Source organism: Sulfurimonas sp., from assembly GCF_028694605.1.
Classification (GTDB): Bacteria; Campylobacterota; Campylobacteria; order Campylobacterales; family Sulfurimonadaceae; genus Sulfurimonas.
In genome coordinates, this window is the sequence record NZ_JAQVKP010000001.1 from 93,581 (window position 1) to 120,516 (window position 26,936).

Below are 26,936 nucleotides of genomic sequence, written 5' to 3' on the forward strand. Positions count from 1 at the left end.
GCGGGAGCGTGGAGCGATGATGTTGCATTTGATGAATATGAGGAGATAGAATAATGCACAAACAAGATATTTTAAACTATTTAAAATCAAGTCAAGAATACTATCATAATCAATTTGGGATACAATTTATCGGTTTGTTTGGTTCTTTTGCCAGAGATGAAGCTACTGAAAATAGTGATATAGATATTTTATATAAAATCGAAAAAGACAAAAAACTATCCATGTTTACATATCTTAAACTCATAAAACAACTTGAAGATTTTTTTCATAAAAAAATTGATTTAGTAAGAGACGAAACATTAAAACCACAAATAAAAAGCTATATTCAAAAGGACATTAGCTATGTTTAAAAGCAATAGAGACTATAAACTTTACATAGAAGATATAGCTAATGAATGTAAAAATATTAAAAAATTTGTTGAAAATATAACTTATGATGAATTTACGGAAAATCTTGAAAAAGTTTATGCCGTTGCAAAAGCTTTTGAAAACATTGGAGAAGCAGTAAAGAATATTCCAAGAGAGCTTACAGAAGAATATCCCCAAATCCCATGGAGTGAAATAGCAAAAATGAGAGATGTTTTAACGCATCATTATTTTGGAGTAGATGATAAAGTTTTATGGGATACCTTGGGAGAGGATTTTGATGAATTTGAAAAAGCCATTAAGGATATGCTAAGTAAATTGGATAACAAGTCCTAGTACCCGATAGGTAAACCTATTCGGTAAAGTTAAACATTAAGTGAGCAAAGGTGCACAATGCACATATAGGTACACATATATTTGAAGAGCAAAAAATGGCGCAGGTGCATTATAGTGAATGGATATCCACTTTTCTGATGAGTATTGTATTCACTTAAAAGGCATTTCTTTTTGGGCATATTTCATTATATGAGTGTGAGTAAAGTTAAAATCTACTCAACACGGTTTCTGCCTCTCTCTTTAGCAAGGTAGAGTTTTTCATCTACTTTTATGACAAATTTATCGACTGCCTCTTGAGTAGCCATTATGCTATTATCAGCAAGAACGGTAAGAGTTCCTATGCTTACGGTATAGCGGATAGTTATATTCTCAACAACGACCTCTTTGGAAGCTGTTATATCACAAATTTTCTGCGCAAGTATCAGGGTCTCTTCTTTGCTCGTCATAGGAAGCAAAATCATAAACTCTTCGCCGCCAAAACGAAAAATATAGTCTGATTTTCGAAGAGTTTGTTCTAATATTTTTGAAAAGTGCTGAAGTACTATATCACCTACTGCGTGTCCGTAAGTATCATTCACCAACTTAAAATGATCCAAATCACACATCATCAGAGCAAATTCTCTGCCTGTTACCTTTGCAATATCTATCTTGCTAAGCATGATTTTATTGAACAAACGTCTTGTGAGCAGATGAGTAAGAGGGTCTTTAGCACTCTCTTCAATCTCGTTTAAAAAAGCAATCTCATTACCGATTTCAAGCGAGTAGTAGTCTATTCGATTCATTAGATGAATAAGCGTTGCCGGATGGGATTTATTACTCTTACAATAGTTAACTACATTTGCAGCCAAATCATGCAGATTCATATGGAGCTTTTCTATTACTTTAAAGTGAGATGTGGAGAGCAAATAAGAGGTTGATGAACCTTTCATCCATTTGCCAAAATCGCATAGATTAGGATTGAGTTCAGGATAATTTTTATCACTCTCATTTTTTTGAATATAAACAATAAGATTAATTATCCACTTTATATGATTTTCGTAATGTATCATAAATTTTTTATCTGGCATTGATTGTATATGAGAGAGACGAAGCTCATTTTTAAGTTTTAGCTGATCTAAAAATTTTGCTAAGTACAAATCTGTAATTTTATCTTCATGCTCCGTAAAAAATATATTTATTTCATCAATATGCTCAAAATCATGTTTATCTATAATGTTACCAAGAAGTCTGCGAACAACAGTTACAAGTTCACTATATAGAAATAGATAAGATATATCCTGTTCAATCGTAAAATTTACTAATATTTTAGTATTTTGCTCAATTTCCTCTTTGGACTTAGATAAAAGAAGCTCTAAAAATAGTTTTTTATACTCTGTAATGGCATGTGTGTATAAAAAGTCACTTGAGTATTTAGACTGCAAACTCTCAACATTAATATTAAAATTACGAACACACTCTTGAATTTCTGAAAAATATTTTTTAATAACTAGCATCTCAACTCCCTACTCTTAATAATTTAACTATAAAAAAATAGCTAGTGAATATATTATAGCCATTAAAATTTTATTTGTAGCTGTATATTTTTTTAACGCCAACAGGAATGACCTCACTTATATAGACAGAAACTTATTTAGTTAACACCTTAAGCGACGTTGGTGACATCTATAAATATTAATAAGGGTAAATTTAGGAAGTTGAATTTTTTTCCAAATATAGTGAGTGAGATTGTCAAAATTATCTATGATTGACTGTTTTTAGTTGAGGGATTGTCTCTTCAAAATTGGTTCTAATTTAGAATTATATACGATTGTTGAGGAGTCTGATGAGCGACTCCTTTATCTCTTTGAAACTTAGCACTCTTTTGCCGTTGTTCTTTTGTGCAAATGTTTTTGCATCTTCATAGCTTGCAAAAGGGACAAGGTCGTCGCCCGCAGGAGAGGTTATGCTGCTTCCGTAAACATAAAAAGCACCTTTGGCATCGATGGGTTTGAGTGTGTTGTAGTCTGTAACCAAAAGCTCTTTAAAGTCATCTTCGCTTTTGACACCTATGTCGTACCATCTTCCCGGTTGGTGGTAGAATTCTATCATTGACTTTGGACTGGAGAAAAAGAGCTTTTTGCCGTTGGTAAGCTCGATTTTAGAGACCCATTGCGGGTCTTTATGGACTTTGAGTTTGCGTACGACACACTCACTCTCTTTGTCATAATCCATAGCATAACCCCAAAGAGAACCAAAAAATAGAGCAACGATAAGTAATATTTTCATAAATCTTCCTTTTTAAACTAAATCTTTTTTCTTAAAGATAAGAAATCCAAATGTAGCAAATGCGATACCAAGCATAAGCGGATATCCAATAGCAACAACTACAAAAACACTCTGGCTCATCAAATCAAGTATATAAAACGCAACAGGACCCATAACGGTAAGTTCAGGGTCAAAAAGCGAGATAGCGGCGACACGGAAGAGTTCCATCGGGTTGATAAGGGCAATAAAGATGATGACACCATCATTCATTCTCTGCTGCAACATAAGTGAGATAAGTGCTATATCGATAAATGACAGCAAAAATATCCAGATAAAAAATGCGATACCAAGAGCAACCTCAGAGGATTTTACAAAAGAGGAGATAAAAAAAGCAATCCCTAAAAATGTACTTGAGAGCGAAAAGAGAAGCCCCGTGTATAAAAAGAAGATGCTCCAGGGAATCGCTGCCCCCTTGATAGCTCCATAGATGATAGCGATAACCATTGCAAAGAGTACAGGGATATAAACCGTGATAAATCTCCCTATCACTTTGCCCCAGTAGTAATGTTTGAGTGAAATGGGAAATGAGAGCATATATTCTAAGATATGGTTGTCTCTATCGCCCGAGATGGAGCGAACAGTGGTTATAAGGATAAAAATTGGAAGAATGACGATAGTGATTTGGATATACATCAAAAGAAGTCTGCTTAGTCCGCTAAAGCCCATCACTTGCGACTCTGTTACCCCCGCGATGAAAAAGAGGGCGATAAGTCCGCCAAAAACAAGTGAATAGACCAAAAACCACTTTGCTCTTATGGACTCTTTGAGGTCTAGGTATGCGATGAGATATAGATTTTTCATCTAGTTTCCTAATATCTGTTTTCTGATTTTCGGGTTTGCCATATGCTCGCCGCGGAGCATCTTTAGCGTTACTTCGTTGATTGGAATTGTATCAGTTTTTTGTGCTTCATAAGCTGCAAATCCATAGTTCATAGGTGTTTTTTCATTGATGGTAAAAAAAGCTTTTTGCGCATCTATGTATTTGTGTGTATCGTTTGAAAAGACTTCTATTTTTGCACTATCAAGTGCCACATCATGCTCTTTTGCCCATAAAACAAGACACCCTATGTCATCAAAAGAGAGTTTTTTTGTATTTGCCTCAAGCGTTGCCGTGTGAATACTGGAATCCGGCAGAGGCATATTGCATTTTGGACACATACGCTTTTGCACTGTTTGTGCATCAGAAGAGCTACATCCAAGTGCAAATACCAACGAAATGAAAAGGAAAAAAAACTTAAAAAATCTCATCAGAAACTATTTTTCCCATATCCATATAAATTTGTCTGTTGACAAGCTCTTTTACCTCTTCTAGTCTGTGGGTTACAAAAAGAAGTGTCTTTTGCTCTTTGTTTTGCTTTAAAAGTCTGTAAAAATCATCCCTTGCTTTTGGGTCAAGGTTGGCTGTGGGTTCGTCATATATGATGATACTGCTCTTTTTTGCAAGACTGATAGCTATGAGGAGTTTTTGCTTCATACCGCCGCTTAGTTTGAAAAATGATTTGTTCATGTTTTCGTTGATGTCGAGCTTCATCTCGTTTGCATAGTATTTTATGCGCTCTTTATCTACATCCGCACTCACGCTGATATAGTGCATAAGCTCTTCGATGCTGAGTTTGATGGGTGGGGGGAGTTGTGGAACGAAACTGATGTCTTTAAGCACGTTTGTGCGCTCTTTGATGGGGTTTTGCCCATTGATAAGCACTTCACCGCCATCAGGATGGTAGTACCCGAGGATAGATCGTATAAGCGTTGTTTTTCCTGCCCCGTTCGCTCCCATGAGTGCGATAGAGTCGCCATCTTTAAGTGTGCAGCTGACACAATCCAAAGAGAGGTGAGAGCCAAATTTTTTGGTAAGATTTGTTACTTCTATCATTTGCTAAACCAAGCTTTTTAGTCTAAAGTCAAAGTTAAGAGCATCAGCGTGGCAAACATCGACACATCTTCCGCAAAGCGTGCAGTCAGCACCGGTGATATACTCTTTTGTTATCCCTTTTTCTTCTCTCTGCTTATCGTATTTTGCTTTTGTAATCTCTAAAACCTGATTTTCAAAACAGACATCATGGCAAACCATACAGTGGTCACAGTTGTCATTCCATTCGATGCGAAGTGCTGAAATCTTGCCGATATAGCCATAAGTTGTACCGATTGGGCAGACATAAGTACACCATGCTCTGCGTGAGTAAAAAACCTCTATCACAAAAACTGCTACAACCCACAGAAGAGCCAAGCTCCATCCATAGGCAATCATACGGCTCAAAATCCCAACAACATTGAATGTTTCAAAAACAAGATAACCGCTAAATAGTGCAAGCACCAAAAAGATAATCCAAAAAACATGTCTTACACGGTGGTCGAACTTTCGCTCTTTAATGATTTTTTTGCTCACAAGCGTATTGTGCCACTTCTCGCCGATTTCACTTAGAAGCCCATAAGGACAAACCCACGCACAGTAGGTACGCCCGCCTATAAGCATATAGACTATGACGATGGTAACCGTACCGATAATCATGTTTACAGGTATCTCATGTGTTGCCAAAAAAAGCTGCATCGTTGTAAAAACATCTATGAGGTGAAAACCTAAAAAGCGTGAACCGTTAAGCGTTCCCTCAAGTGCTTGGATATCGACATGAAACGAGAGAAAAAAGAGAAGATGGATGGCAATGACAAGTACCCACCTTTTTGCTCTGTAGCTTAGAACGCTTTTGCCCTCTCTTGTTTTGTTGAAAAAGGTGGACCAAAATGTGGAGTTTTTTATGGTCTCTCGGTTGTTGTACTTATCCATTTTTTCCCCTTTTTACTGTTTTTGTTGAAGATGAAAAGCACCAATCTCGTCTGCATAGCGTTTTAACTCCTCTTCACTTGTGTTGATGAGAAGCCCTTTCATAATGATGTTCTCTTTTCTTCCGGCTTTAAAGTCAACCAAATCTTTGTAAAGTTTTTCTGCACTCTGTCCATAGAGCTTTGGTCCCATAAGTTTTCTTCCATCTTGTTCTCCAGAACCGTTTGCACCATGACAAGCAGCACACTTGCTCTTGTACTCCGTACTTACTTTGATTTCGCCCACATTTCCGGCTTTGTCTTTGATGGCTTTTAGTTGCTCATCTTCTTTCTCTCTGTCGCTTTTCTCTTGAGGCTGTGACATTTGCTGCGTTGTTGCTTGTGATATGCTTGCTTGAGCCGGTATATTTTTATCCGCACCGATATCTTCAATTACTCTTGAGTGTTCTCCGCCGTGGTATGCTCTTCCCTGCGAAGCGGTATAAGCCATTAACGCAGCGATAACCAGTGTCAAAATTCCTACAATAATATTTTTCATCTCTATTTTCTCATCTCTTTTATTTTTTTGTTAAATTCATAAATCTCATCTGCCATAGCTCTTATCTCTTTTGTATCCATTTGGCTTACAAGATCCTTCATCAGAACATTTGTAGCCGAGCCATCTTTAAATTTTGAAATTTTTTCAAAGATAAAATCAGCATCTCTGCCAAGAAGTGACGGTCCGATAACACCGTTTGCATAATCATTGTGGCAAGCAGAACACTTTACGATAAACTCTTTGCTTAGTTTTTTAACCAGCATGGAAATTTCTACATTTTCATAAGGACTTCTAACATGCAAGTTTGCATCAATTGCACTTCTTGCCTTTTCTCGCACGGAAGCATCATCATTTGCGGGTTGCATGTTTGGATTGTAGGCACTTTTAACGTTGTAGTCATAGTAGTATGATTTGCTTTGGTTCTCATCGCCCTCTTTTAGTGCTACCTTTATTTCCTGAGCATTTTCGTTTTTTACAACCTCTATCTTTTGTGCAGAGGTAACTTCACTTGCTGCCTTTTTCTCTTTGCCCTCTTGTTTGCTGCTATCGCTACAACCGCTTAATAGCCCAAGTGATGTAACTATACAAAGAAGTGCTAAATTTTTTATTTTCATGTTAATTATCCTCTGTTTCCATAAAATTGTGTATATGTTACTCTTGGTTTAACAACGATAGAAGGAGTGTTTGTCGGACAAACTTCTTGGCATACACCGCAACCTATACATCCGTCATAGATTTCAGGTCGCATGCCGCCGCCGCTATCTCTTACCATAGCGATGGCGCTTAGTGGATTTGGTATAGGGCACATATCGGCACAAAGTGTACACTCTTTGCCCTCAAAAGAGTCAAATTTTTCTAAAAGTTTCTCTTCAAGCGGGTTTATGTTAACAACTGAGTCGGTAAATTTGTGCATTCTCTCATTGTAACCCTTTGGAATAGGTGTACCTTTTATCGCTATACAAGTATCAGGAAACTCCAGCACCGCTATACCCATTTTGATATCTTCTGGTTTTTCACAGTGGTGATCAAGCGCACCGCTAGGACATGCAAGAACACAGGGAACGGCACTGCACGCATAGCAGCCCCTCTCGTTTGCGTCGATGTATGGTGTTCCAACGCCATGCCCGTTAACAAAGTCGGCAAGTTTGATGGAGTGGTAAGGGCAGACCTGAAGACACTGACCGCATTTAATGCAGAGTGCTAAAAACTTCTTCTCATCCACTGCTCCGGGTGGTCGCAGTCTGTTTTCGGCTCTGAGTACATAAGGAGAAAAAACCATTCCGCTGCCCAGTACCAGACCCAAAACACCGAGTGTAGAGTATTTGATAAACTCTCTTTTGTCTGTTTTCACTTTTTCCAAAATCTATCCTTCTATTTTAATTATAGGTTCTTTATCTTCAAACAAAAAAAGCGGTTTTGAAAACGGCGCCAATTTTGCTAAAAAATTGAGTAGAGAAATAACAGGTGAGCCGTAAAAAAATTTTACATTCGGATTGTAAACCCAAAGCTGATCTGCATACTGATACACTTTATGCGGCGTGTCTCCTATGTTGTCTCCATTTTTGTCAAATCCCTCATAGTTATCCCAATAGTTTTGAGATATATCATTGTTGTATGTTTTGCTAGATTTTCCGTCATTTACAACATCTTCTATATTTCCCATTACTTTGTTATTTTTGATAACATTGCTTTCACTGAGTGAGTGGAAGCGAAAACCCTCTGAATTATAGAGAATTTTGTTGTTCTCTATAAAGTTTTGTGTATCAGGCTCAAAAGAAGATCTGTCGATATACATCCCTTGTGCACAGTATAAAATAGTGTTATCCTTGATGGTAAAGCTTGATGCCTCTTTCATGCCTATACCCATACCGGTAGCTCCAAGCGAACTTTTTACAAAGTTGCCCGTTGCTATGGTGTCTTTGGAGTACATAAAAAATATCCCTACCGAGTTGTACTGATATCGGTTGTTACGTACTATATTTTTACCTGCATACATAAAGTGTAAAGAGTATCTGCAATACTCGCCGATGTTCTCTTCGATGATATTTCCATGACTATACCAAACAACCATATCTCTTGAATGGATAAGTTTGTTTTTTTTAACGATATTGTCGTTGCTATACCAAAGTCTTAACCCGTCCCCCTTGAGTCCCAGTTCAAAATCTTTAGAAGTTATGGTGTTGTTTGCAATAATAGAGTTGCGTACCATCTGCATATCGATACCAAAAAGACAATTATCTATGACACACTCGCTTATCTCACACTGGCTTGCATCGGAGATAGTAATTGCTGCATCGATTTTTTCATGTCTATCGCCACTGTTAATAATTTTAAGATTTTTAAGTGTCACATAAGAGCTTTTTATCTGAACGACAGTTCCTTTGTTTTCTCCATCAATAACGACACCGGCTTCTTTTCCTATAATCGTTAATGGCTTATTTATAACCAGATTTCCTTTGTAAACACCGGCAGGAAGTTTCAAAATAGAGCCACTCGGCGCAGCATCAATGGCTTCTTGCAATATATTTGCCCCAAACAAAGGCAAAACGAGAGCCAATAGTGCAAAAAGCGGCTTGAACATGTTAATTACTTTTGCATCTCACGAAGAGCTTTTTGCTTTGCGAAGAACGCCAAAAGGCTCAACAGACCGATTGCTACAATAAGATAAAAACCGATAGTCGGGTAAGAGTGTGTTGTAAACTGAGCAATCTTTCCATCACCAAAAACAGTCGGCATAAAAGGTTTAATTTTAAATGCACCCCAGTCATGCAGATTGTGTCCAAACCAGTAGAGCCAGTATGAGTAGTCGGCAATAAAAAGAAGCGGAAGCGATGCAGGAACAAGCATGATAAAGTTGAGTATTTTTGTGTTGTAAGCTATAAAATAAATCATCCCCAAAGAGAGTGCCAAAAGCGCATAGATACCAATTTCACGCTCTATTATTCCGCCAACCCACATCGGATCCATTCCGACATAGTGGTTGATAGTGTTCATCTCATGTACTTCACCGCTATATCCGTCAAAGTGAAAAAAGACAGGAATGCCGAGCGGAAACGCCTCTTTTGGGTAGTTTGGAGCTTCAAGCGAAACAGCCCAGATAGGCATAGAAGCAACACCTATCTCTGAGGCAGAGGCTATCATCTCGTCAAGGTTGTTATGCGCCTCTTTGGGTGTTGTAACACTTTTATATCTGCCTTGATTGTAGAGATTCCAGACACTTTTACTGAGTGAAGATATCTCTTCAGGCTTACCGGCATGAATCTTGTTTAATGTGCCATGAAAAGCAATCATGGGAAAAGTAAAAGAAAAAGTCAATATGAGGAGGGCTAGTGTTGCAAATACTCTCGCTTTTATGATACTTGGATGCATGAAAGAGTTCCTTTGTTGAATAAAATAAAATTTCAAAATTTGAGATAAATATTCAAATTCTATTTTAGATGTATTATATAATAAAATTTCTTTTATAAGATTGATTTATGAAATTTTTTTAATTTTTTGGCATAAAAAAAGGGGGAAAGAATAAATTCCCTCCCCCTTTGCAACTCTTTAAAAAAATTTAGAAGAGATTTGCGTTTTGATCTACCCATTTTAGGTATTCAATGATGTTCTTAGTCTCTTTTTCATCCATATGCTGGTTTGGCATTCTTAGGTTGAAGTAGTCAATCATACCTTTAACATACGGATCGGTGTACATTTTTTCAGGGTTCATGATAAAGTCTTTTACCCACTTCTCACCGTTTTCTCCATGTCTTTGAAGAACACCGGTTAAGTCAGGACCAGAAGATACTTTACCGATAACGTGACATCCGCCACATCCGCCTTCGCCAAATGCTTTTTCACCCGCAGCCGCAGCAGCTGACTGTTTTGTAGCGATAAGTCTCACAAGCGCATCTTTTGCTCTGATACCGACATCCGCAGTTTTAACCATGTACTGCCAAATCATGTTTTCAAATAGAATTGCTTTTTCCATATCACCGGCTTTTACCGCTGCATCAGCTTGTTTCTTTTGTTCAGGAATCTTTCCATACTGATCCATAGCGTCAGTTACAAGGTCTGCAACAACTTTATGTTTCTCATATTTGTTCTCTTTTAAGAACTTTACAACAGACTGGATAACGGCATCAGTAGCAGCGTTTGTCGCAACAGTTTTGTCATATTCAGCTTTTAACTGCTCAGGAGACATAGTCTGCATCTTTTTCTTTTGAGTGCTATCATACTTTTTATTTGGGTCTTTAACCATCAAATAACCCATCATCTCTAAGTGAAGTGCAGAACAAAACTCTGTACAGTAGTAAGGGAATACACCCTCAATATCAGCAGTAAATTTGATACTTGAAGTTTTACCCGGCTCTAACGATGCGTGAATATTGTAGTGGTCAACTGTAAATCCATGCGCCTCATCTTGTGCACGCTCAAGGTTTGTAATGTAGAATGTTACTTCATCACCCTTGTTTACTGTGATTCTCTCAGGATTTATGTGAGAACGAACCATAGTTGCATAAACAAAAACTTTATTGCCTTTTCTCTCAATTCTCTCTTGACCTGCAAGTGTTTTACCTTCATGGATAGAGTCTGTTCTTGAGTTTGTACCCATTGTATATCTTACGTGTCCGTGAAGCTTTTCAGCACGAATCGCAACTGCTTGGTGTGGCTCTCCAAGTGGAAGAGGCATGTCAACAAGCAAGTCCATCTTTTTACCGCTAACATCAATCAACTGGTGATTTTGCGGATGCAGAGGTCCAACATTTTGGAATCTGTCAATTGCAAGTTTGTTGAGCGAAATGATATATTTTCCTTGAGGATCGGCAGATTTCCCTTCCATTCCGCAAAGGTGACCAACGTTATAGTGAACGTTTACTTTATCTAAAACCTTTAGAGTTTTGTAGTTCCACTTTACGATTTGGCTATCAACATAAAGTGAAGTATAAACCTCACCGTCAACATTTGAGTATTGGTTATGCAATGGCCCAAGTCCAAGCTCTGCTTGTCCGTGAAGTGACTTTTTCATATCTAAGATAGGAATCCCGTAAGGGTCTTTGCCTGCATAATCTTTATTTTTGATAAGCTCTTTAATTTTGCTCCATTTATAAACAGAAGCGTGTGTGTCAAGCTTTCCACAAACTGTGATGTATTCACCATCCGGAGATACGTCAACTCCGTGTGGAGATTTTGGCTCCGGAATCAAGAAAAGCGCATCATTTTTAACTGCAACTTCCATAGGAACTATTTTATGGTTATTGACAACTTTTACATTTTTAGAATCTTTTGCAAGTTCTGCAAGTTTTTTCCAGTTGTAAACGTGAAGGTAGTCAGTATCATTTCTACTCATACCGGCTTCGTTTGGCGGCATACCGACTTCAATTCCGCCTGTGTACATTTCAGAGTTAAATGAGTTTGTAAAACCCCATCCGTCAGAAACACCTTTACCGGAGTCACTTAAGTCTTGCATATAAGGAGGCATCTCAATAGTGAAAGATTCTTTTTCGTTGATTCTTCCCTTTTTGCTATCAAATCTCCACATTGTTGCACCACCGCGGTAAACCTCTTTGTAGTCTTCAATCGGGTGGTAGTTGTCATCAAAAGGAGCTGCATACTGACACGCTTCGATGATATAATCACTGTTTTGTGTAAAGAACGCTCCACCGTGAGCAGATTTGAAAACAGGGTTTACAACAATCTGTTTTGTTTCAAAGTCTGCCAAATCGATGATGGCGATACGCGGATTTGCTTTGTCATTTATAGCAAGCCACTTACCGTCATACTTTCCGTCTTTTTCTGAGAGAGCAGGGTGGTGGGTATCTCCCCAATTGATTTCTCTTCCTCTGATATTTCCTTGTCTGAGAACTTTTTTAGACTCTTCATCAAAGCCATATCCCTGCCAAGGTTCCGGAGTAAATACACCGATGTACTTTAAAATTCTCATTGATGGAACACCATAAACGATTACCTGTCCGGCTTGTCCTGCCGAACTAAAGACAACAAACTCATCTCTAGCACCTGAAGGGTTGTACGTTTTTGCAGCACGAACAACATCAGTTTCAGTAAGTCCTCTTGCTTTCATTACTTTTTGTAGTTCACCGTCTGCTGCATGCACAAACGACGCAGCTACAGAAGCACCGACAAGAAGCGAAACAAGTTTTTTAGAATGCTTAGCCATTTTTCTCTCCTTAAATTAGTTTGAGGTTTTTATAATAATACTCAAATCACAAATGTATATTAGAAAAAAGGGAAGGGTTAAAATTTGACACCGGTCAAATTTTACAATTAATTTTAAAATTTAAGGTTTAGTGTGTGTAATTAAATCGTCCAAATCACTTTTAAGATTTTTCAGTTTCTTGGCCGAAATGCTTAGTTCTTCAAAAGATTGGATAATGGCGTCTTCTTTCTTTTTAAGCTCTTTATCCCTAGAGTCTTCACTCATTGCATAGATAAGTTCTACCAAATTTTCTATATTTTGTTCTACTATCTCAAGGGATTTGTATGTATGCTCCATCGATTGTGTGGAGGATGCGATGGAATCGTTTATTTTTTGTACAAGTTTATTGAAATTCTCTTTTGCTTCGAGTATATCGTTATTGTTATCTTCTATCTCTATGGGTTTGAGTGTTTTTATGGAAGTTTGAGAAAGTATCTCTTTGGAAGCTAAGAGAAATTTTTGAATAAAAGTGATGACATTTTTGAGTTGCGTAAAGAGATAGAGCAAAAGAGAGACTAAAATAAAAAAAAGCAGATATTGAACTGCGGTGTAGATATTTTGCTCTTGGTTAAAACGTGTGATAGTGCCGTTAATAAAGTTGTCACTTGCAGCCATAAGAGCACGATTGATATCGTAAATAATTTTTACCTCTTTTTCAAGAAGAATAGTCGAATAGATAGTTTTGTTCTTTATCTGGTCTCTAAAACGCTGCACGTGAAGATAAAAATCGTTCCATAGTTTTCTTATCTTTTCATCTTTATGCAGCCCTTTTTCTTGGTTGTCCATATTTTCTAAAAAGAGTTTTATGGAATCGTCCAAAGCTTTTGACGGACTATCTGGATACTTGTAAAAGTAAAAGATATTCTTAGAGATATCTTGCGTAAAGTTTTTTTGTGCATTCATAACGGCAATTTCGTTATTGTGGCGTGTTACGTTTTTTGAGGTATGGCTAAAAATAAATGCAAGCAACAGTGAAAAAAGAAAGATAAGTGCACCGATAATTTTAATTTTTGTCATAATCTACTCCTCGTAAACAGATAGCAGCGCTTCTTTGTTTAAAACGATAATTTTTGCATTCTTTGAGTCAATAATATCATCCCGTTTGAGCCTGTTAAGAACCCTTGAGAGTGTTTCTGGCTGAATGTTTAAAATCAATGAGATCTCACTTCTTTTAAGTGAGTTGAACATATCCAAATCATCATGAAGCATCATAGCTACTTTTGCAACGGAACTAAAGATAAACTCTCTGTTGATTAGAGACTGTAGCTGACTTGATTTTCCTACCATTTCGTTGACAAGTTCGAGACACAGATGCCCTTTTGCCAAAAAAAACTCTTTAAATTTTTTATAATCAATCGCAAGAACCTTAGAATCCTCAACGAGTGAGATGTTTGAAAATGAGAGGAGCCTCTCTTTTTTTAAGTTTGATATATCAGAGATTAGAGACGGTGCATAGATATAGTGAAGAAATATTTCATTGTTATGCTTGTCAATTTTGTAGGCTTTGGCGACCCCTTGCAGTAAAAAAAGAAGTGTAGTACTCTCTTGTTTTTCATAGTAAAGAACATATCCGCTGGTATAGGAGGTTACAGACGAGAAAGAGGCAAGCAGTTCCAACTCTGCATCTGCCAAAGATGAAAAAAAATCTAAAGAGGAAAGAGTATCTTTAAGGAACACGCTTAGAGCTTATTTATTTAAGATTTTCGCAACTTTTGGCATCTATATCAAAGCGAAAAAGTTCATTTTTACTGTGCGCACTGTTATAGATGTAGCGAATAGCTATATTTGCTTTTAAAAAACGTTGTGAGCCGGAGCAGACACCATGCGTGATGGCTTTTTTCATTCTGCCGTGGTCTTCTTGTTTGATTTGCGCATCGCTTTTTGGTGCAGCATCAATTTCATAGATATAAACTAAAGTACTATCCTGTGCTTCAACTTTTGTTAGTTTTGTATGTTTGTCTATGGTTTGTGGCAATGATTTTGAGAGTTCGGCAGCGGCAAGTCTTGCAATTTCTCTATTTTGCTCTTGCATTTTATCAAGAGGCAGTTCCTGTGTAGTAATATTTGATGCAAAAGATAATATAGGAAATAAAATAGCGGTAAGTAGGAATTTCATCTGATTCTCTTTATGTAAATAATTTTAACTCTCCGCACAGCGCAGAGAGAATGTATGGAGTTAATCTTGTTGTATTCTCATGTAAGAAGGAATATCTAAATGGCTACCGTCTAAATCACCGCCAACAACAAGACGAGGGCGTATTTTTTGAATTTGAATAGAAGACTCACTTATAAAATGTTCATTATTTGTCACTGCTTTTGCCTCTTTTTCAAAACCGGTAGCAACAATCGTTATTTTTACATAATCTTCAGGAAGTGATTCATCCGTTGAAGTACCAAAAATAACATCTGCATCTTCATGTGCACTCTCCTGAACTACTATCATCGCATCATTTATTTCCATCATAGGGAAGTTCGGATGCATATAAAAGTGTACTAAAACGCCCATAGCTCCATTGATAGAAACATTGTCAAGGAGCGGTGATTCGATTGCCGACTTTATCGCTTCGTATGCTGCGTTTTCGCCTTCATGTTCGCCTACACCCATAAGCGCCATACCCTTGTGACTCATTACCGTTTTCAAGTCGGCAAAGTCAAGATTGATGTCGTTGTCGCCATTAGCCAAGATAACACCGGCAGTTCCGCTAACAGCCTGCGCTAAAACGCCATCAACGATTTTAAAACTATCTTTGATGCCAAGTTTTCTGTCAATAATGGAAAGAAGCTTGTCATTAGGGATAACGACTATAGAATCACTCTCTTTTTTAAGCTCCTCAAGTCCCATTTTTGCAAGTTTTAATCTTTTTGGCGCCTCAAACATAAAAGGTTTTGTGACGATTGATATAGTAAGTGCATCAATCTCTTTTGCAATTTTTGCAACAATAGGAGCAGCACCGGTACCCGTACCACCGCCAAGACCGGCAGAGATAAAGACGATGTCGGCACCCTCAAGCGCACTTTTAATCTCTTCATAACTCTCAAGAGCAGACTCTCTGCCGATTTCAGGCTTCATGCCGGCACCAAGACCTTTTGTAAGCTTTGTTCCGATTTGGATTGTTCTTGCACTTGTTGCATCTTTTAATGCTTGGGCGTCAGTGTTTACCATAATCATTTCTATGCCGCTAACACCATTTTTAATCATGTGACCAATCATATTTCCGCCGCCGCCGCCGACTCCAACAGCAACTATCCTCGCCCCGCTAACTTTTTGTGCTTCTTCAATCAAAAACGGTTCCATATCTTCTCCTTAAAATAACTGGGTTGCCCAGTTCCAAAATTTGCTAAACGCCCCAGCCTCATCTTTTTTCTTCTCTTTTTTTATCCCTATATCAACCATTATACCTTTGTTCTCTTGCTGAAAAGGAGGGACAGGAATTTCAGGTTCATTTACAAGGTTAATAGGAAGTTGTTCTTCAAAAACTTCATTTGAGTGTCTTACTCGTTTGTTGACATCTATTTCATAGAGCGTATATGCAGAAGCCGCATAAATAACCAAACCGATTGCACTTGAGTATTCAGGTGAACGGAGATTGTCAAAGACTCCATGCATCTCTTTTGGTTTTGCAAGACGCACAGGGATAGAGCCAAAGGTCGCAATTGCGAGTTCTCGCATCCCTTCCATCTGCGAAAAACCGCCGGTGAGAACAATACCGGCACCAATCTTGTCTTTAAGCCCGCTTTTTTCGATTAACTGAGCCAAAATCATAAGCGTCTCTTCTACCCTTGCATAGATAACATTGTGGACAACTTCCAGTGAAACCTCATGTGTTGAGTTTTCATTTCCAATTATAGGAATTTCAATCAAATCATTGCTTGGTGTTAAAAGAGAGCCATAGTTGAGTTTTACATTTTCTGCGATGTTTAGAGGCGTATGAAGAGCCATTGATAAATCGCTTGTAACATGGTTGGAACCGACACCCAAAAAGTCGTTGTATCGTATGGAGTTTCCGGAGTGAATAACAATGTTGCTTGTATGACCCCCCATATCTATGAGTGCTACACCATGCTCTTTTTCATCTGCATTTAGCGTTGCGATAGAAGATGCGTATCCGGCTAGTACGATATTTTCAACTTCAACACCTGCACCGCGAACGGCTTTGCGCAGGTTGTTGAGAATTGATTTTTGCGTTGTGATAATATGCGTGTCAACCTCAAGTCTCGAAGCAGTCATTCCAAGCGGATCTTCAATATAGTCTTGGTCGTCTGCTTTAAAATTGTACGGCAGAGCGTGCAGCACTTCATATTCGCTTGGTATATTGGCGTTATAAAGAGAAGCCTGCATAACTCTCTCTATCTCTTTAAAACTGACCTCTTTGTTTTGAATATTTACAATGCCGCTTGAGTTCAAGCTCTTTGTATATGCTCCGGAGATAGAAACTATAGCACTCTTCGCTTCTGATCCGGAGACTCTTTTTGCATCATTGAGTGCTGTTCTTATAGATTTTGAAGCAAGCTCGATGTTTGTTATACTACCCTTTTTAAGTCCCTGTGCTTTGCAGACACCTGCTCCTGTAATAGATATAGATTTATCATCACTCACCTCGGCGATGATTGCACATATTTTCGTAGAACCTATATCTATGGCTAAAATAGTTCTGCTCAACTTAGAGTCCTTGGATAAAAATCTCAGTTTTGTACCTGTTTTGAAGGTTTTTAATTAAGCCCTCATTAAACATGCCGCTTTTCAATCTAACAATTGAATTGTTTGGGTCAGTGTTAGTATTGTTAAGCAATCTTTGTTCCATAACGTTATACATAACAACATTTCCGCTTTCCAAAGTTATATATCCTCTTTTTTCTTGTGAAGTGAAAAGAGTACTTAAAAACTCATCTGCTTCCTCTTTTGTTAAATCTGTAAATTTATCTGAGTCGTTTGCTGTTATAAAATCGGTCGTTATGCCATTAAATGTAGCAAATGAGCTTTTTGCAAGTTCCAAGAGACTGTTTCTTTTTTGTTCATGTGCATAAATAGGAAGAACTTCACTTTTTGCCTCTTCAAATGTTTTTGGTTTTGCCGCATTGGTGCTAACCAACTCAAAGATGATGTACTCTTCGCCAACCACAACAGGTTTAGAAAAAGGTGATGCAGGCGTTAGTTTTGAGATACTCTCCAAAGCTTCTGCTCCAAAAGGGTTATTGGAAGCCAAAATGGTTGCTTTTTGAAGTTGCGCGGCATCTACCTCTCCTTTTTTATAAGCAACATATTTTTTCAATGCCTCTTTTTTTGTCTCTTTCGCATCTAATTCGCTTTTTATTTTTTCTTTTGCTGCATCAAGGGCTAAAATCTTCCCTTCATTGTCTTTGAAGTTTGCTTTATTTTCGTTATAGTGTTCGCTCAAGAGTGCTTCATCATACTCTTTAGATATTTTTGGCTGTTTGACATACTTGACATCATAACTAACCTCGCTCATAAATTTGTTTTGCATCTTTTCCCAAAACGGTTTTAAAAGCTCATCCGTAGTCTCAACGGTTACTATGTTTTCTTTAAGTATTTTATAGTTGATTTTGTCAGCGATACTAATTGCAGTATCGATGATTTTTGCTTCACTCTCTTTTTCTTTTATAGGTAAAAGCTGTAACGTTTTTTTGATAAGCAACTCTTTTTTGACAGTTGCTTCGTAATCTTTGAGATTAACATTGTTTTTTGAGAGAACGCTTTTATAGACTTCTTTGTTGAAAACACCGTCTTTTTGAAAATACTCTAAAGACTTAAGGTGTTCCAGCAACTCTGCATCAGTAACATTAAGGCTGTATGATTTTGCGAGATTTAAAACAAGAGCTTGTTGTGTTAGGAAATTAAGAGCTTGTGATTGTAAACCAAAACTTTTGGCTTTTTCTTCGTCAAAATCTCCTTTAAATATCTGTGCGTACTGGTTGTAAAGGTCAGAGTAGCTCTTTTGCAACTCGCCCATCGTAATCTCAACACTGCCTACTTTTGCGACCGCTCCGGCTTTATCGCCATAGTCGTACTGTCCCCATCCGACAAATCCGGCACCCACAAAAGCGATAGTAGAAATCCAGATAGTGACAATCAGATATTTTTTATGTCTTTGCATCCATGTTATCATTGAGTTATAAGCCTTGTAAATTGGTATTTTTGTAATTTTAGGTAAATTCGTATTAAACCTTGATAAAGCTGAATTTTGAGCTGCCTTTAAAGGACTTTTATTGATATAAGAGAAATGTAAATCAAAAGGTTGTAAAATCAACACCTATTTTGTCAAAGTGAGAAGGATTTTTTTATGAGAGAGACGAAAAAATATGCCAACATTGAAGATGAGTTGCCAAAACTGCCGGTGGTACTTTTAAATACAATCCAATCTGATGTTTTAGAGATTAAAAAAATAGATAAAACATGTGAAAAATTTCTCAAAGCATCCTCTAAAATCACAGAACTTCAAGATGCTCATTATGTTGTTTACTCCAAATACATTGACAAAGAGAACCATAAATATGAGAAATTTATTTTCTTGGGTAAAGACGGTGAAGAACTTTTTAATCTAAGTGGACTGGAGCTGGAACTGTACGGACTTTTGGCATGTACCAATCTATGCTATACGGATGAGTATAAAGCACAAATGTCTCAATGAATAACACTGAACTGACACAGAGGGATTTGGCTGTACTGTGGCATCCTTGTACGCAGATGAAAGACCATGAGCGGTTACCTCTTATCCCTATAAAAAAAGCGCATGGTGTCTATCTTGAAGATTTTGACGGAAATCGTTATATTGATGCTATAAGCAGTTGGTGGGTCAATCTTTTTGGACACACAAACAGTTATATCAATGCAAAAATAAAAGAGCAGTTGGAGACGCTGGAGCATGTAATCCTTGCGGGCTTTACGCATGAACAGGTTATAAGGCTCTCGGAGAGGCTAGTAAAACTAACACCAAAAGGGTTAGAGAAGTGCTTTTATGCAGACAACGGTTCAAGCGGTGTTGAAGTAGCACTTAAAATGAGTTTTCATGCACACAAAAACAACTCAAAAATCAAAAATATTTTTGTCTCACTAACCAACTCATATCATGGCGAAACGATTGGTGCACTCAGTGTCGGCGATGTAAAACTTTACAAAGAGACTTATGAACCGCTTCTTATACAAAGTCTCCAGACTGCCGTACCAAGAGATATGAGTTTGTGGGCAGCAAGAGAGGCTGCGTCCGAATTTGAAGCATTATGCGCTTCAAGAGCCGATGAAATTAGTGCGATTATCTTGGAGCCTTTAGTACAGGGTGCGGGGTATATGCACATGTATCACAAAGAGTTTCTTGTGTTGGTACGCGAAATCTGTACCAAATATGATATTCATTTTATTGCCGATGAAGTTATGGTCGGTTTTGGAAGAACGGGAGAGATGTTTGCGTGTCAGAGTGCTAACATAACACCAGATTTTCTTGTTTTGTCTAAAGGGCTTACCGGTGGCTATCTGCCGCTCTCCGTCGTACTAACAACAAATGATATTTACGCAAAATTTTATTGTGACTATAACGAGCATAAGGCATTTTTGCATTCTCACAGTTATACTGGAAATGCTCTTGCGTGTGCCGCTGCAAATGCCACTCTTGATATTTTTGAGAGAGACAACATAATCCAAAATAATAGAGAAACAGCAGAATACATGGGTAAAAAACTCTTAAAATTTAAAGAGCTTGAAAATGTTGCATCTATAAGACAGACAGGAATGATTTGCGCCGTAGAGCTTAAAGGATATGACCCAAAGGATAGAATAGGGCTCAGGGTCTATCGATATGGGCTCAAAAAAGGTGTTTTGCTTCGCCCTTTGGGGCACATTATCTATTTTATGCCGCCTTATATCATCACAAAAGAGGAGTGTGATGTGATGATGAATGTTGCGTATGAGGCGATAGATAGTTTGATTTAGTCGAAAGAGGAGTCTTTTTGCGCTGCGTCAAGCAGAAGCAGTCTGCAGCTTTTTTCAAGAATCGCTATTTTTTTTGCCATCTCGTGAATATCTCTGTTGTAGGCATAGACCCCGTAGCCGCGTATAACCATAATATCGCTCTTTCTGCTCTGAAAATAGTGGGCTATTTCGCTGCTTGCTCTCTCGTACCAATCATCAAAACTTCTGGGGTCTATAATATCAACGGAACCTAATTCACTGTAACCAAAATAGTCTCTTGGTGTGATGAGGTTATGGTCAAGTGAGTAAGCAGTGGTAAAAGGCGGCATAGTGAAGCAGATAAATTTTGCGTCTGATATTTGAGAGTAGATGCTGTGATGAATGTTGGAATCAATACTCGCTTGGTTCCATCTATAATCTTTTTTGTAGTAAAGCTCTATGAGGGTTGTATCGTCAAGCGCATCAAATATTGCCTCTTTTGTGTTGATTATAAAGCGGTTTGATTCTGTTTTTGCCGAAATAGAACCATGAAAAATGCCAAAAAAATCTTTCCTAAACATTGCTAAAGCAAGGGTCGAGAGTTTGTTTTTGAGGTGTTCTTTATTCATACTGTCTGCTCATATATTTTGAAATATCAAAAGTGTATCATACATATTAATTTAAAACGACTTCATCAAAGAAAAGTTCTCTGTTTGTTTCAAAATTTTCCACTAATTTTGTAAAACATCCTCCAAGCTCTTTTATCGTCTGGATATTTGGTTCTATATATATTTTATTTGCCTTTTTTTGCATTTTTATAATATCTGCCTCACGGAGCAGTTGCAGATGCTTCGAGATTGTGGGCAGAGAGAAATTAAAATGTTTAGCTATAGTTGTGACGCATGTGGCATGTGGGTTTGCCTCTGTTTTAGGGCTTTTGTCATCTATGGAACATACATAACCGCCCGTAAAAATATTTTTAAAAATCATAAAACGTGTTTCATTGCCGAGCGCTTTGAAAATTTTTATTTTCTGTTGCATATCTAACATTTTTTTCCTTGACAAATGGTTGAAATAATTATAACATAGCAATATCTATTTAGTTAAATGCCTAAATAGGCAAATAACGTTAGAAGGGATTTTAAATGAAAAAAAGAGCGGTGGATATTTTTTGTTGTATAGGGTTGCTCTTGGCGTTTTCTCCTGTTTTTGCACAAGCAGATGCAAAAATGGAGCTTATAAATGAGGCGAAAAAAGAGGTCACGGAGATTGCTCCAAAAGAGTTAAAAGGCATGTTTGAAGATGAGAAAAGCGCTGTAATTCTTGATGTCAGAGAAACGGAACAAAGGGCAGAGGGCTATATATATGATGATTTTGTTTCTGTCAATACAATCTCAATTACACGTGGAAATTTGGAGTGGGAAGTGCTTGATAAGATAACTGATAAAAATATGCTAGTAGTTACATACTGTAGAAATGGAGGACGGGGTGCTTTGGCGGCACAAACCCTCAAAAAGATGGGCTACAAAAATGTAAAAAATCTTAAAGGCGGACTTGCCGACTGGGCAAAAGCCGGTTATAGCGTAAAGACCGGCTTGGGTGTCACAAAACTAACAACAGGAGAATAAAAATGGTAACAATTATACTGAACCATGAGCCATATGATGGTTCCGACATAACATGGAATGCTTTGCGTCTCGCTTCAACGCTACATAAAAATGGAGAAAAAGTAAATATATTTTTGATGAATGATGCGGTTGATTTGGCAAGGGACAAAACACAAAAGCCTCAGAGTTACGACCATGACTTGGTTTTGATGCTTAAAAAACTATATGAAAGCGGAGTTGCACTCCAAGCTTGCGGCACATGCAATGCACGATGCGGAATTTTTAAAAATGAGCCTTACTTTGATGAAAAAGTCTCCTCAACTATGCAAATTCTCGCAGACTGGGTTGTGCAAAGTAAACAAGTGCTTACGTTTTAAGAGAGTAATGAGCTTTTTATGTCCTAAAAAGCTCCAGTTTTGCGTGCAGTTCATCCGTCATGGAGTTTAGGTGGTCTGCGGCTGCTGCTATCTCTTCAACACTTCTTGCATTTGTAGCCGAAATAGCGTTAATTTTGGTTACTTGTTCTACGATTGTTTCAACATTTTTGCCTGTTTTTTCAAAATCGCTTACTGTTTTGTCTGTGGCTAGAACCGCCTCTTTTACAATTGCTACACTTTGGTTTATCTTGTCCTCAACATCACTCGCACTGTTGGAGAGTTCTTGGACATCTTGGGCATTGGAACTCATTTGAGTGCTGACATCACTTATGGACTGTACGATAACATTGATGGTAGCGTTTATCTCTGTAAGGCTTCTTTGGGTTCGTTCTGCAAGTTTACGCACTTCATCGGCGACTACTGCAAACCCACGTCCATGTTCTCCCGCACGTGCCGCTTCGATGGCAGCGTTAAGTGCGAGAAGGTTTGTCTGATCTGCGATGTCGGCAATGATATTCAAAATATTTTTTACGTCACTTGCCTCTTTTGAGAGTGTTTCCATACGCTGGGCAAGCTCTATTTCAAGCTGTGCAGAATTTTGCACTTTGTGTGTAAGGTTGATAATCTCATCTCTTGCATGAGCGAGATTTTCATTAGCTTGGAGTATCTCTTTTTTGCTCTTTTGTGCTTCACTTATTGCAAGTTCAATTTCGCCTTTTATCTGCGTAGCTTTTTTGGTTGCTTCATTAACGGCTACTACGCTTTTTTCAACATTTTCTCCTACGCCTACTGCCGTTGTTGAGAGTTCATGGGAAATGGAAGCGTTTTCGCTTGAACTGCTTTTAGATGTCTCTATAAGTTCTCTGAGTGTTGCTAAGAGTTTATTGAAGCTTTGCGCCATTTGGCTTAGTTCAAGCGGAGCATTTTCATCCATTTTTATGGTGAGGTTATGGCTCTCGCCGATACCGATAAGAGTGGCTTTAAAATGTTCTATCGGGGTGCTTACAGATGTTTTGATAAGTAAAAGTATGAGTGAAGCAAAAAGAAGAATGCCTACAAATAAACCTATGGTTAAAGAGAGAATGTTAAAAGATATCTCATCAATTTTTTCATTTATGACTTTATCGGTATATCTGTAGAGTTCAAGTTCTACATCTCTAAGGATGTCTATGGAAGCGGTTACATTTGTAAACCATACATCCGGATCTACTTTAAAGTCTCCATCAAGCCCCTTGTTTTTAGCTATTTCTATCATAGCAAATGTTTTTTCAACCGCCTCGCCTTTGAAGTTGTTTTTGTAAAAATCTTGTAGCTCTTTTGGAGCGAGTGTTATAAATTTGCGGCTGTTAATATGGTATGCTCCAAAAGAACCGCCAAATGTAAAGTATGTATTTCCGGCAAAACTATCTTTTGTAAAAGCGCCATTAAGATTTGCTCTTATCTGCCCTAACTGCTCTTTTGCAGAAGCTAGATGCGTATAGGCTTGGATAGCATTTCTACCGTTTTTATCATCCATAAGCGATGGAATAATTGTCCCGCTATCAATGAGAGCGACAATAGTTTTGGAAAAGTAAGCTCCTGTATCCGGAGCGTTAAGCGAGAATGCATCCACTGCTGCTCTTTTTTGGTTTAGTTCGTTTAGGTTGTTTAAAACTGAACTATCACCTTTTGTTTGAGTGTAAACATTTTTTATCTCGGCAATTGCACCATCTACTTTGCCTCTTATATCGGAGAGTTTGTCGCCATTTTTTGCTCCATGAGAAGCTGCAAATCCTACACTAAGCCCTCTTTCTATTTGCATGAAGTGGATTGCTTTTGCCAAGGACTCTACCTCTTGGACACGATATTTTGTTGTGATTAAATTTTCTTTAATGCCCATGTCAAAGAGAATTTTGCCAATAGAGAGCGCTAAAATAACCAAAATTGGTACAAGTGCCAATACCATTAACCTTGCTTTTATGCTTGAGTTTTTCATAACTTTTTCCTTTTTTATAAGTTTTCCTGTGGGATTGAAAAATAGTGCCATATTATGACCAGTTGTTGATTTATTCAGAGGGTTCAATTGTTTTGTTTTTCACAATTTATTCCATAGGATAATGACTAAGGCATTGTATATCTATATAGTTTAATTTAAGATTAACCTATAGGATAAATTTGATATGAATTTTGCCAATATTTCACAGAAAGAGATAGACGATATATATAAAAATATATCTGCAAGAGTGAAATGTCTCAGAGAAGAGAAAAAAATGTCGCAACTTGAACTTTCGCTTGAGATAGGTATAAAATCTGTTGCTTTTTACTCAAACTGCGAAAATAACAGATACGGAAAACATTTTAATCTTGAGCATCTTTATAAAATAGCAAAGGCGCTTGAGATAGACGTGAGAGACTTGATTATTTGAGGATGTTGGAGGTCCCTTCAACACCATTCTGCTCTTCGACAAGCTCGGAGCGAATGGAGAAAAAGCTCTTTATGTCCTAAAAAGCTCCAGTTTCGCATGCAGTTCATCTGTCATAGAGTTTAGGTGGTCTGCGGCTGCTGCTATCTCTTCTACGTTTCTTGCATTTTTAGATGAAATCTCGTTGATTTGAGAGACTTGAGAAACTATGGATTCTACATCTTTTCCTGTCTTTTCAAAGTCGCTTACGGTTCTGTCGGTTGCACGGACTGCTTTGTTGACGATGAGTACACTTTCGTTTATCTTGTTCTCAGCATCTGAAGCGTTTTGGGCTAGATTTTGGATATCTTCTGAGTTGGAGTTCATCTGTCCGCTTGCATCTATGATGGACTGTACGATAACATTGATAGTCGCATTTATCTCTGTAAGGCTTCTTTGGGTTCGTTCTGCAAGTTTACGCACTTCATCGGCGACCACGGCAAATCCTCGCCCATGTTCACCAGCACGTGCCGCTTCGATAGCGGCATTGAGTGCGAGAAGGTTGGTCTGATCTGCGATGTCTGCGATGATATCCAAGATATTTTTTACTTCACTTGCCTCTTTTGAGAGGGCTTCCATTCTGGTAGCCAATTCTACTTCAAGCTGGGCGGCGTTTTGTACCTTTTCTGTAAGACGGATAATCTCATCTCTTGCGGCACTCAAGTTCTCATTTGCTTTGATAATCTCTTTTTTGCTCTGGGCAGCTTCATAAACGGCTCTTTGAATCTCATCTTTTATCTCTGCTGCTTTTTTAGTTGCATCATCTATAACAACAACACTCTTTTCTACATTTTCCCCGACACCCATCGCTGTAGTGGATAGCTCATGAGATATGGAAGCATTTTCGCTTGAGGATTGTTTGGAAGTATCGATAAGGTCTCTGAGAGTGCCTAGCAAATCATTGAAGCCATGCGCCATTTCTGAGAGTTCCTGTGGAGTGCTCTCGTCTGCTTTTAGCGTAAGATTCTTGCTTTGCGCAATCTCTAAAAGTTTGGATTTAAAACTCTCTATAGGTTTAATAACACTTCTGCTGATGAAAAACATCACCACGGCAACAATAATAAGAAGAACTATAACCGACGAGATAATAATCAAATCTCGCATCTCATTTGCATTTGCTATTACTTCGTTCTCGGTTATTCTGGATATAAATGCCCAAGTCAAATCCTGTCCGATTTTAAGAGGTGCATATGCAAAGGTAACCATTTCGCCGGTAAAGCCAATAACCGTCATATTTCCTGTTTTACCGCTTAATGCCGCTTTGACTGACTCGGTATCTACTTTTCCGGTAGCCGGATTTGCAAAAGATGCCTTTATGGTGTGTGTCTCTTTATGTAAAAAGCTATCGCTTCTCATAAGTTTGTCATGCCCAACCAAGAAATCCTCTTGTGTTTTTCCGTATCCAATTCTTTGGTTCATCACTTTTGAGACGGCGCTGTCAGATATTTGAAGTGCGACAACCGCTTTGATGGTTCCGTCAACTTTGACGGGAGTTGCTAAAAACATTGCAGGTTCGTTGTTGCTTGGAGCGTAAGAGGTCATATCTACAAATGTCGGGCGATTGTTTTGAAGTGCCATTTTGTATGCTTTTGCAAGTCCGCTATCTTTTAACGAGCCGCTTGTCAGGTTTTCACCGTAGTCACTCTCTTTTGCTGCACTATAAAGAACATGCCCATGTTTTGCGCAGATGATAAAGAAGTCGTGATAGCCATATGCTTTTATGTAGTTTTGAAAATACTCTTCATGTTTCTTGGTTTTTTCTTTTACCTCTTCATTTTTTACGGGGTACGGGTCGGTCGCACCTACTTCCAGCTTCTCATGCAGATGCAGCATATCTTCTACTAACTCTTTTACATCTGTTGAGCGAGAAATAGAGTCAATATTGTTGATGTTTTGAGTAAAAAAACCCTCAATTTGACTTTTTTTGATATCTCTTGATACAGACATCATCTTTTCATTGGCTGCTCTTAGAGCTGCTTTGCTCTCAACTACCGCTTCATATGTGGAAATGGTTGCCAGTACAACAAGTGATGTAATGGTCAGACCGACAATCTGTTTTTTTAACGATAACTTTTTCAACACAAACCCCCTTG

Annotated in this window: 29 protein-coding genes; 7 read left to right on the forward strand and 22 right to left on the reverse strand. The window is 38.0% G+C overall.

Features of this window, described 5'->3' with window-relative positions; translation table 11 throughout:
- Nucleotides 1-53: 53 nt before the first annotated feature.
- Nucleotides 54-350 carry a nucleotidyltransferase domain-containing protein gene (locus PHY84_RS00490; RefSeq protein ID WP_299856591.1) on the forward strand — a complete coding sequence of 99 codons (297 nt, stop codon included), beginning with the start codon at nt 54-56 and terminating at the stop codon, nt 348-350.
- Nucleotides 343-702, forward strand: coding sequence for a DUF86 domain-containing protein (locus PHY84_RS00495; protein ID WP_299856593.1), 360 nt, complete (start codon nt 343-345; stop codon nt 700-702). The genes PHY84_RS00490 and PHY84_RS00495 overlap by 8 nt, the downstream gene beginning before the upstream one ends.
- A 212-nt stretch (nt 703-914) precedes the next feature.
- Here PHY84_RS00495 and PHY84_RS00500 read toward each other — a convergent pair whose 3' ends face one another.
- The 18 genes from PHY84_RS00500 to PHY84_RS00585 form a co-directional block, all read right to left on the reverse strand.
- Entirely contained in the window at nt 915-2,195 is a 1,281-nt protein-coding gene (locus PHY84_RS00500; protein ID WP_299856595.1) for a sensor domain-containing diguanylate cyclase, read from the reverse strand.
- Between the two features lie 304 nt (nt 2,196-2,499).
- The gene (locus PHY84_RS00505; RefSeq protein ID WP_299856597.1) at nt 2,500-2,967 is read right to left on the reverse strand and encodes a nitrous oxide reductase accessory protein NosL; all 468 of its coding nucleotides are present in this window, start codon (nt 2,965-2,967) and stop codon (nt 2,500-2,502) included.
- A gap of 12 nt (nt 2,968-2,979) precedes the next feature.
- Nucleotides 2,980-3,807, reverse strand: coding sequence for an ABC transporter permease subunit (locus PHY84_RS00510; RefSeq protein WP_299856599.1), 828 nt, complete (start codon nt 3,805-3,807; stop codon nt 2,980-2,982).
- A complete protein-coding gene (locus tag PHY84_RS00515; RefSeq protein WP_299856601.1) occupies nt 3,808-4,254 on the reverse strand; it encodes a hypothetical protein in 447 nt (148 codons plus the stop codon).
- Nucleotides 4,241-4,879 (reverse strand): ABC transporter ATP-binding protein, encoded by a 639-nt coding sequence (locus tag PHY84_RS00520; RefSeq protein ID WP_299856603.1) that lies wholly within the window; start codon nt 4,877-4,879, stop codon nt 4,241-4,243. Before PHY84_RS00520 ends, PHY84_RS00515 begins: the two co-directional genes overlap by 14 nt.
- Nucleotides 4,880-4,882: 3 nt before the next feature.
- The gene (locus PHY84_RS00525) at nt 4,883-5,788 is read right to left on the reverse strand and encodes a NapH/MauN family ferredoxin-type protein (RefSeq protein WP_299856605.1); all 906 of its coding nucleotides are present in this window, start codon (nt 5,786-5,788) and stop codon (nt 4,883-4,885) included.
- Nucleotides 5,789-5,800: 12 nt separating this feature from the next.
- On the reverse strand, nt 5,801-6,322 hold the full coding sequence (locus PHY84_RS00530) for a c-type cytochrome (RefSeq protein ID WP_299856607.1): 522 nt from the start codon (nt 6,320-6,322) through the stop codon (nt 5,801-5,803).
- 2 nt (nt 6,323-6,324) lie between these two features.
- The gene (locus tag PHY84_RS00535) at nt 6,325-6,936 is read right to left on the reverse strand and encodes a hypothetical protein (RefSeq protein WP_299856609.1); all 612 of its coding nucleotides are present in this window, start codon (nt 6,934-6,936) and stop codon (nt 6,325-6,327) included.
- Nucleotides 6,937-6,941: 5 nt separating this feature from the next.
- Nucleotides 6,942-7,673 carry a 4Fe-4S dicluster domain-containing protein gene (locus tag PHY84_RS00540; RefSeq protein ID WP_299857033.1) on the reverse strand — a complete coding sequence of 244 codons (732 nt, stop codon included), beginning with the start codon at nt 7,671-7,673 and terminating at the stop codon, nt 6,942-6,944.
- A gap of 12 nt (nt 7,674-7,685) precedes the next feature.
- Nucleotides 7,686-8,903, reverse strand: coding sequence for a nitrous oxide reductase family maturation protein NosD (locus tag PHY84_RS00545; protein ID WP_299856611.1), 1,218 nt, complete (start codon nt 8,901-8,903; stop codon nt 7,686-7,688).
- 5 nt (nt 8,904-8,908) lie between these two features.
- The gene (locus PHY84_RS00550; RefSeq protein WP_299856613.1) at nt 8,909-9,691 is read right to left on the reverse strand and encodes a cytochrome C; all 783 of its coding nucleotides are present in this window, start codon (nt 9,689-9,691) and stop codon (nt 8,909-8,911) included.
- A 187-nt stretch (nt 9,692-9,878) separates the two neighbouring features.
- Nucleotides 9,879-12,479 (reverse strand): Sec-dependent nitrous-oxide reductase, encoded by a 2,601-nt coding sequence (gene nosZ / locus PHY84_RS00555; RefSeq protein WP_299856615.1) that lies wholly within the window; start codon nt 12,477-12,479, stop codon nt 9,879-9,881.
- 120 nt (nt 12,480-12,599) lie between these two features.
- Nucleotides 12,600-13,535, reverse strand: a complete 936-nt coding sequence (locus tag PHY84_RS00560; RefSeq protein WP_299856617.1) for a hypothetical protein — start codon at nt 13,533-13,535, stop codon at nt 12,600-12,602.
- Between the two features lie 3 nt (nt 13,536-13,538).
- Nucleotides 13,539-14,195 (reverse strand): Crp/Fnr family transcriptional regulator, encoded by a 657-nt coding sequence (locus PHY84_RS00565; protein WP_299856619.1) that lies wholly within the window; start codon nt 14,193-14,195, stop codon nt 13,539-13,541.
- 13 nt (nt 14,196-14,208) lie between these two features.
- Complete coding sequence (locus tag PHY84_RS00570; protein WP_299856622.1) at nt 14,209-14,634, reverse strand: hypothetical protein; 426 nt, start codon at nt 14,632-14,634, stop codon at nt 14,209-14,211.
- A gap of 60 nt (nt 14,635-14,694) precedes the next feature.
- Nucleotides 14,695-15,813 (reverse strand): cell division protein FtsZ, encoded by a 1,119-nt coding sequence (ftsZ, locus tag PHY84_RS00575; RefSeq protein WP_299856624.1) that lies wholly within the window; start codon nt 15,811-15,813, stop codon nt 14,695-14,697.
- 9 nt (nt 15,814-15,822) lie between these two features.
- Nucleotides 15,823-17,178: a cell division protein FtsA gene (gene ftsA / locus PHY84_RS00580; RefSeq protein WP_299856626.1), complete on the reverse strand. Its 1,356-nt coding sequence runs from the start codon at nt 17,176-17,178 to the stop codon at nt 15,823-15,825.
- 1 nt (nt 17,179) lies between these two features.
- Nucleotides 17,180-18,643, reverse strand: coding sequence for a peptidylprolyl isomerase (locus PHY84_RS00585; protein WP_299856628.1), 1,464 nt, complete (start codon nt 18,641-18,643; stop codon nt 17,180-17,182).
- A 174-nt stretch (nt 18,644-18,817) separates the two neighbouring features.
- Between PHY84_RS00585 and PHY84_RS00590 the strand changes: the two genes are divergently transcribed.
- Together PHY84_RS00590 and PHY84_RS00595 are read left to right on the forward strand one after the other, a co-directional pair.
- Nucleotides 18,818-19,165, forward strand: coding sequence for a hypothetical protein (locus PHY84_RS00590; protein ID WP_299856630.1), 348 nt, complete (start codon nt 18,818-18,820; stop codon nt 19,163-19,165).
- Complete coding sequence (locus PHY84_RS00595) at nt 19,162-20,460, forward strand: adenosylmethionine--8-amino-7-oxononanoate transaminase (protein ID WP_299856632.1); 1,299 nt, start codon at nt 19,162-19,164, stop codon at nt 20,458-20,460. The genes PHY84_RS00590 and PHY84_RS00595 overlap by 4 nt, the downstream gene beginning before the upstream one ends.
- Here PHY84_RS00595 and PHY84_RS00600 read toward each other — a convergent pair.
- Together PHY84_RS00600 and PHY84_RS00605 are read right to left on the reverse strand one after the other, a co-directional pair.
- Nucleotides 20,457-21,047 carry a class II aldolase and adducin N-terminal domain-containing protein gene (locus PHY84_RS00600; protein ID WP_299856634.1) on the reverse strand — a complete coding sequence of 197 codons (591 nt, stop codon included), beginning with the start codon at nt 21,045-21,047 and terminating at the stop codon, nt 20,457-20,459. The genes PHY84_RS00595 and PHY84_RS00600 overlap by 4 nt on opposite strands.
- A 46-nt stretch (nt 21,048-21,093) precedes the next feature.
- Nucleotides 21,094-21,468 (reverse strand): metalloregulator ArsR/SmtB family transcription factor, encoded by a 375-nt coding sequence (locus PHY84_RS00605; protein WP_299856635.1) that lies wholly within the window; start codon nt 21,466-21,468, stop codon nt 21,094-21,096.
- A 95-nt stretch (nt 21,469-21,563) separates the two neighbouring features.
- On the opposite strand from PHY84_RS00605, the gene PHY84_RS00610 reads away from it, so the two are divergent.
- The gene (locus tag PHY84_RS00610; protein WP_299856637.1) at nt 21,564-22,046 is read left to right on the forward strand and encodes a rhodanese-like domain-containing protein; all 483 of its coding nucleotides are present in this window, start codon (nt 21,564-21,566) and stop codon (nt 22,044-22,046) included.
- Between the two features lie 2 nt (nt 22,047-22,048).
- Complete coding sequence (locus PHY84_RS00615) at nt 22,049-22,402, forward strand: DsrE family protein (RefSeq protein ID WP_299856640.1); 354 nt, start codon at nt 22,049-22,051, stop codon at nt 22,400-22,402.
- A 16-nt stretch (nt 22,403-22,418) separates the two neighbouring features.
- Here the strand turns inward: PHY84_RS00615 and PHY84_RS00620 are convergent, their stop codons facing one another.
- Nucleotides 22,419-24,377: a methyl-accepting chemotaxis protein gene (locus tag PHY84_RS00620; protein ID WP_299856642.1), complete on the reverse strand. Its 1,959-nt coding sequence runs from the start codon at nt 24,375-24,377 to the stop codon at nt 22,419-22,421.
- A 184-nt stretch (nt 24,378-24,561) separates the two neighbouring features.
- Between PHY84_RS00620 and PHY84_RS00625 the strand changes: the two genes are divergently transcribed.
- Nucleotides 24,562-24,807 carry a helix-turn-helix transcriptional regulator gene (locus tag PHY84_RS00625; RefSeq protein ID WP_299856644.1) on the forward strand — a complete coding sequence of 82 codons (246 nt, stop codon included), beginning with the start codon at nt 24,562-24,564 and terminating at the stop codon, nt 24,805-24,807.
- Nucleotides 24,808-24,876: 69 nt separating this feature from the next.
- On the opposite strand, the gene PHY84_RS00630 is transcribed toward PHY84_RS00625, so the two are convergent.
- Nucleotides 24,877-26,922 (reverse strand): methyl-accepting chemotaxis protein, encoded by a 2,046-nt coding sequence (locus PHY84_RS00630; RefSeq protein ID WP_299856646.1) that lies wholly within the window; start codon nt 26,920-26,922, stop codon nt 24,877-24,879.
- Between the last annotated feature and the right edge of the window lie 14 nt (nt 26,923-26,936).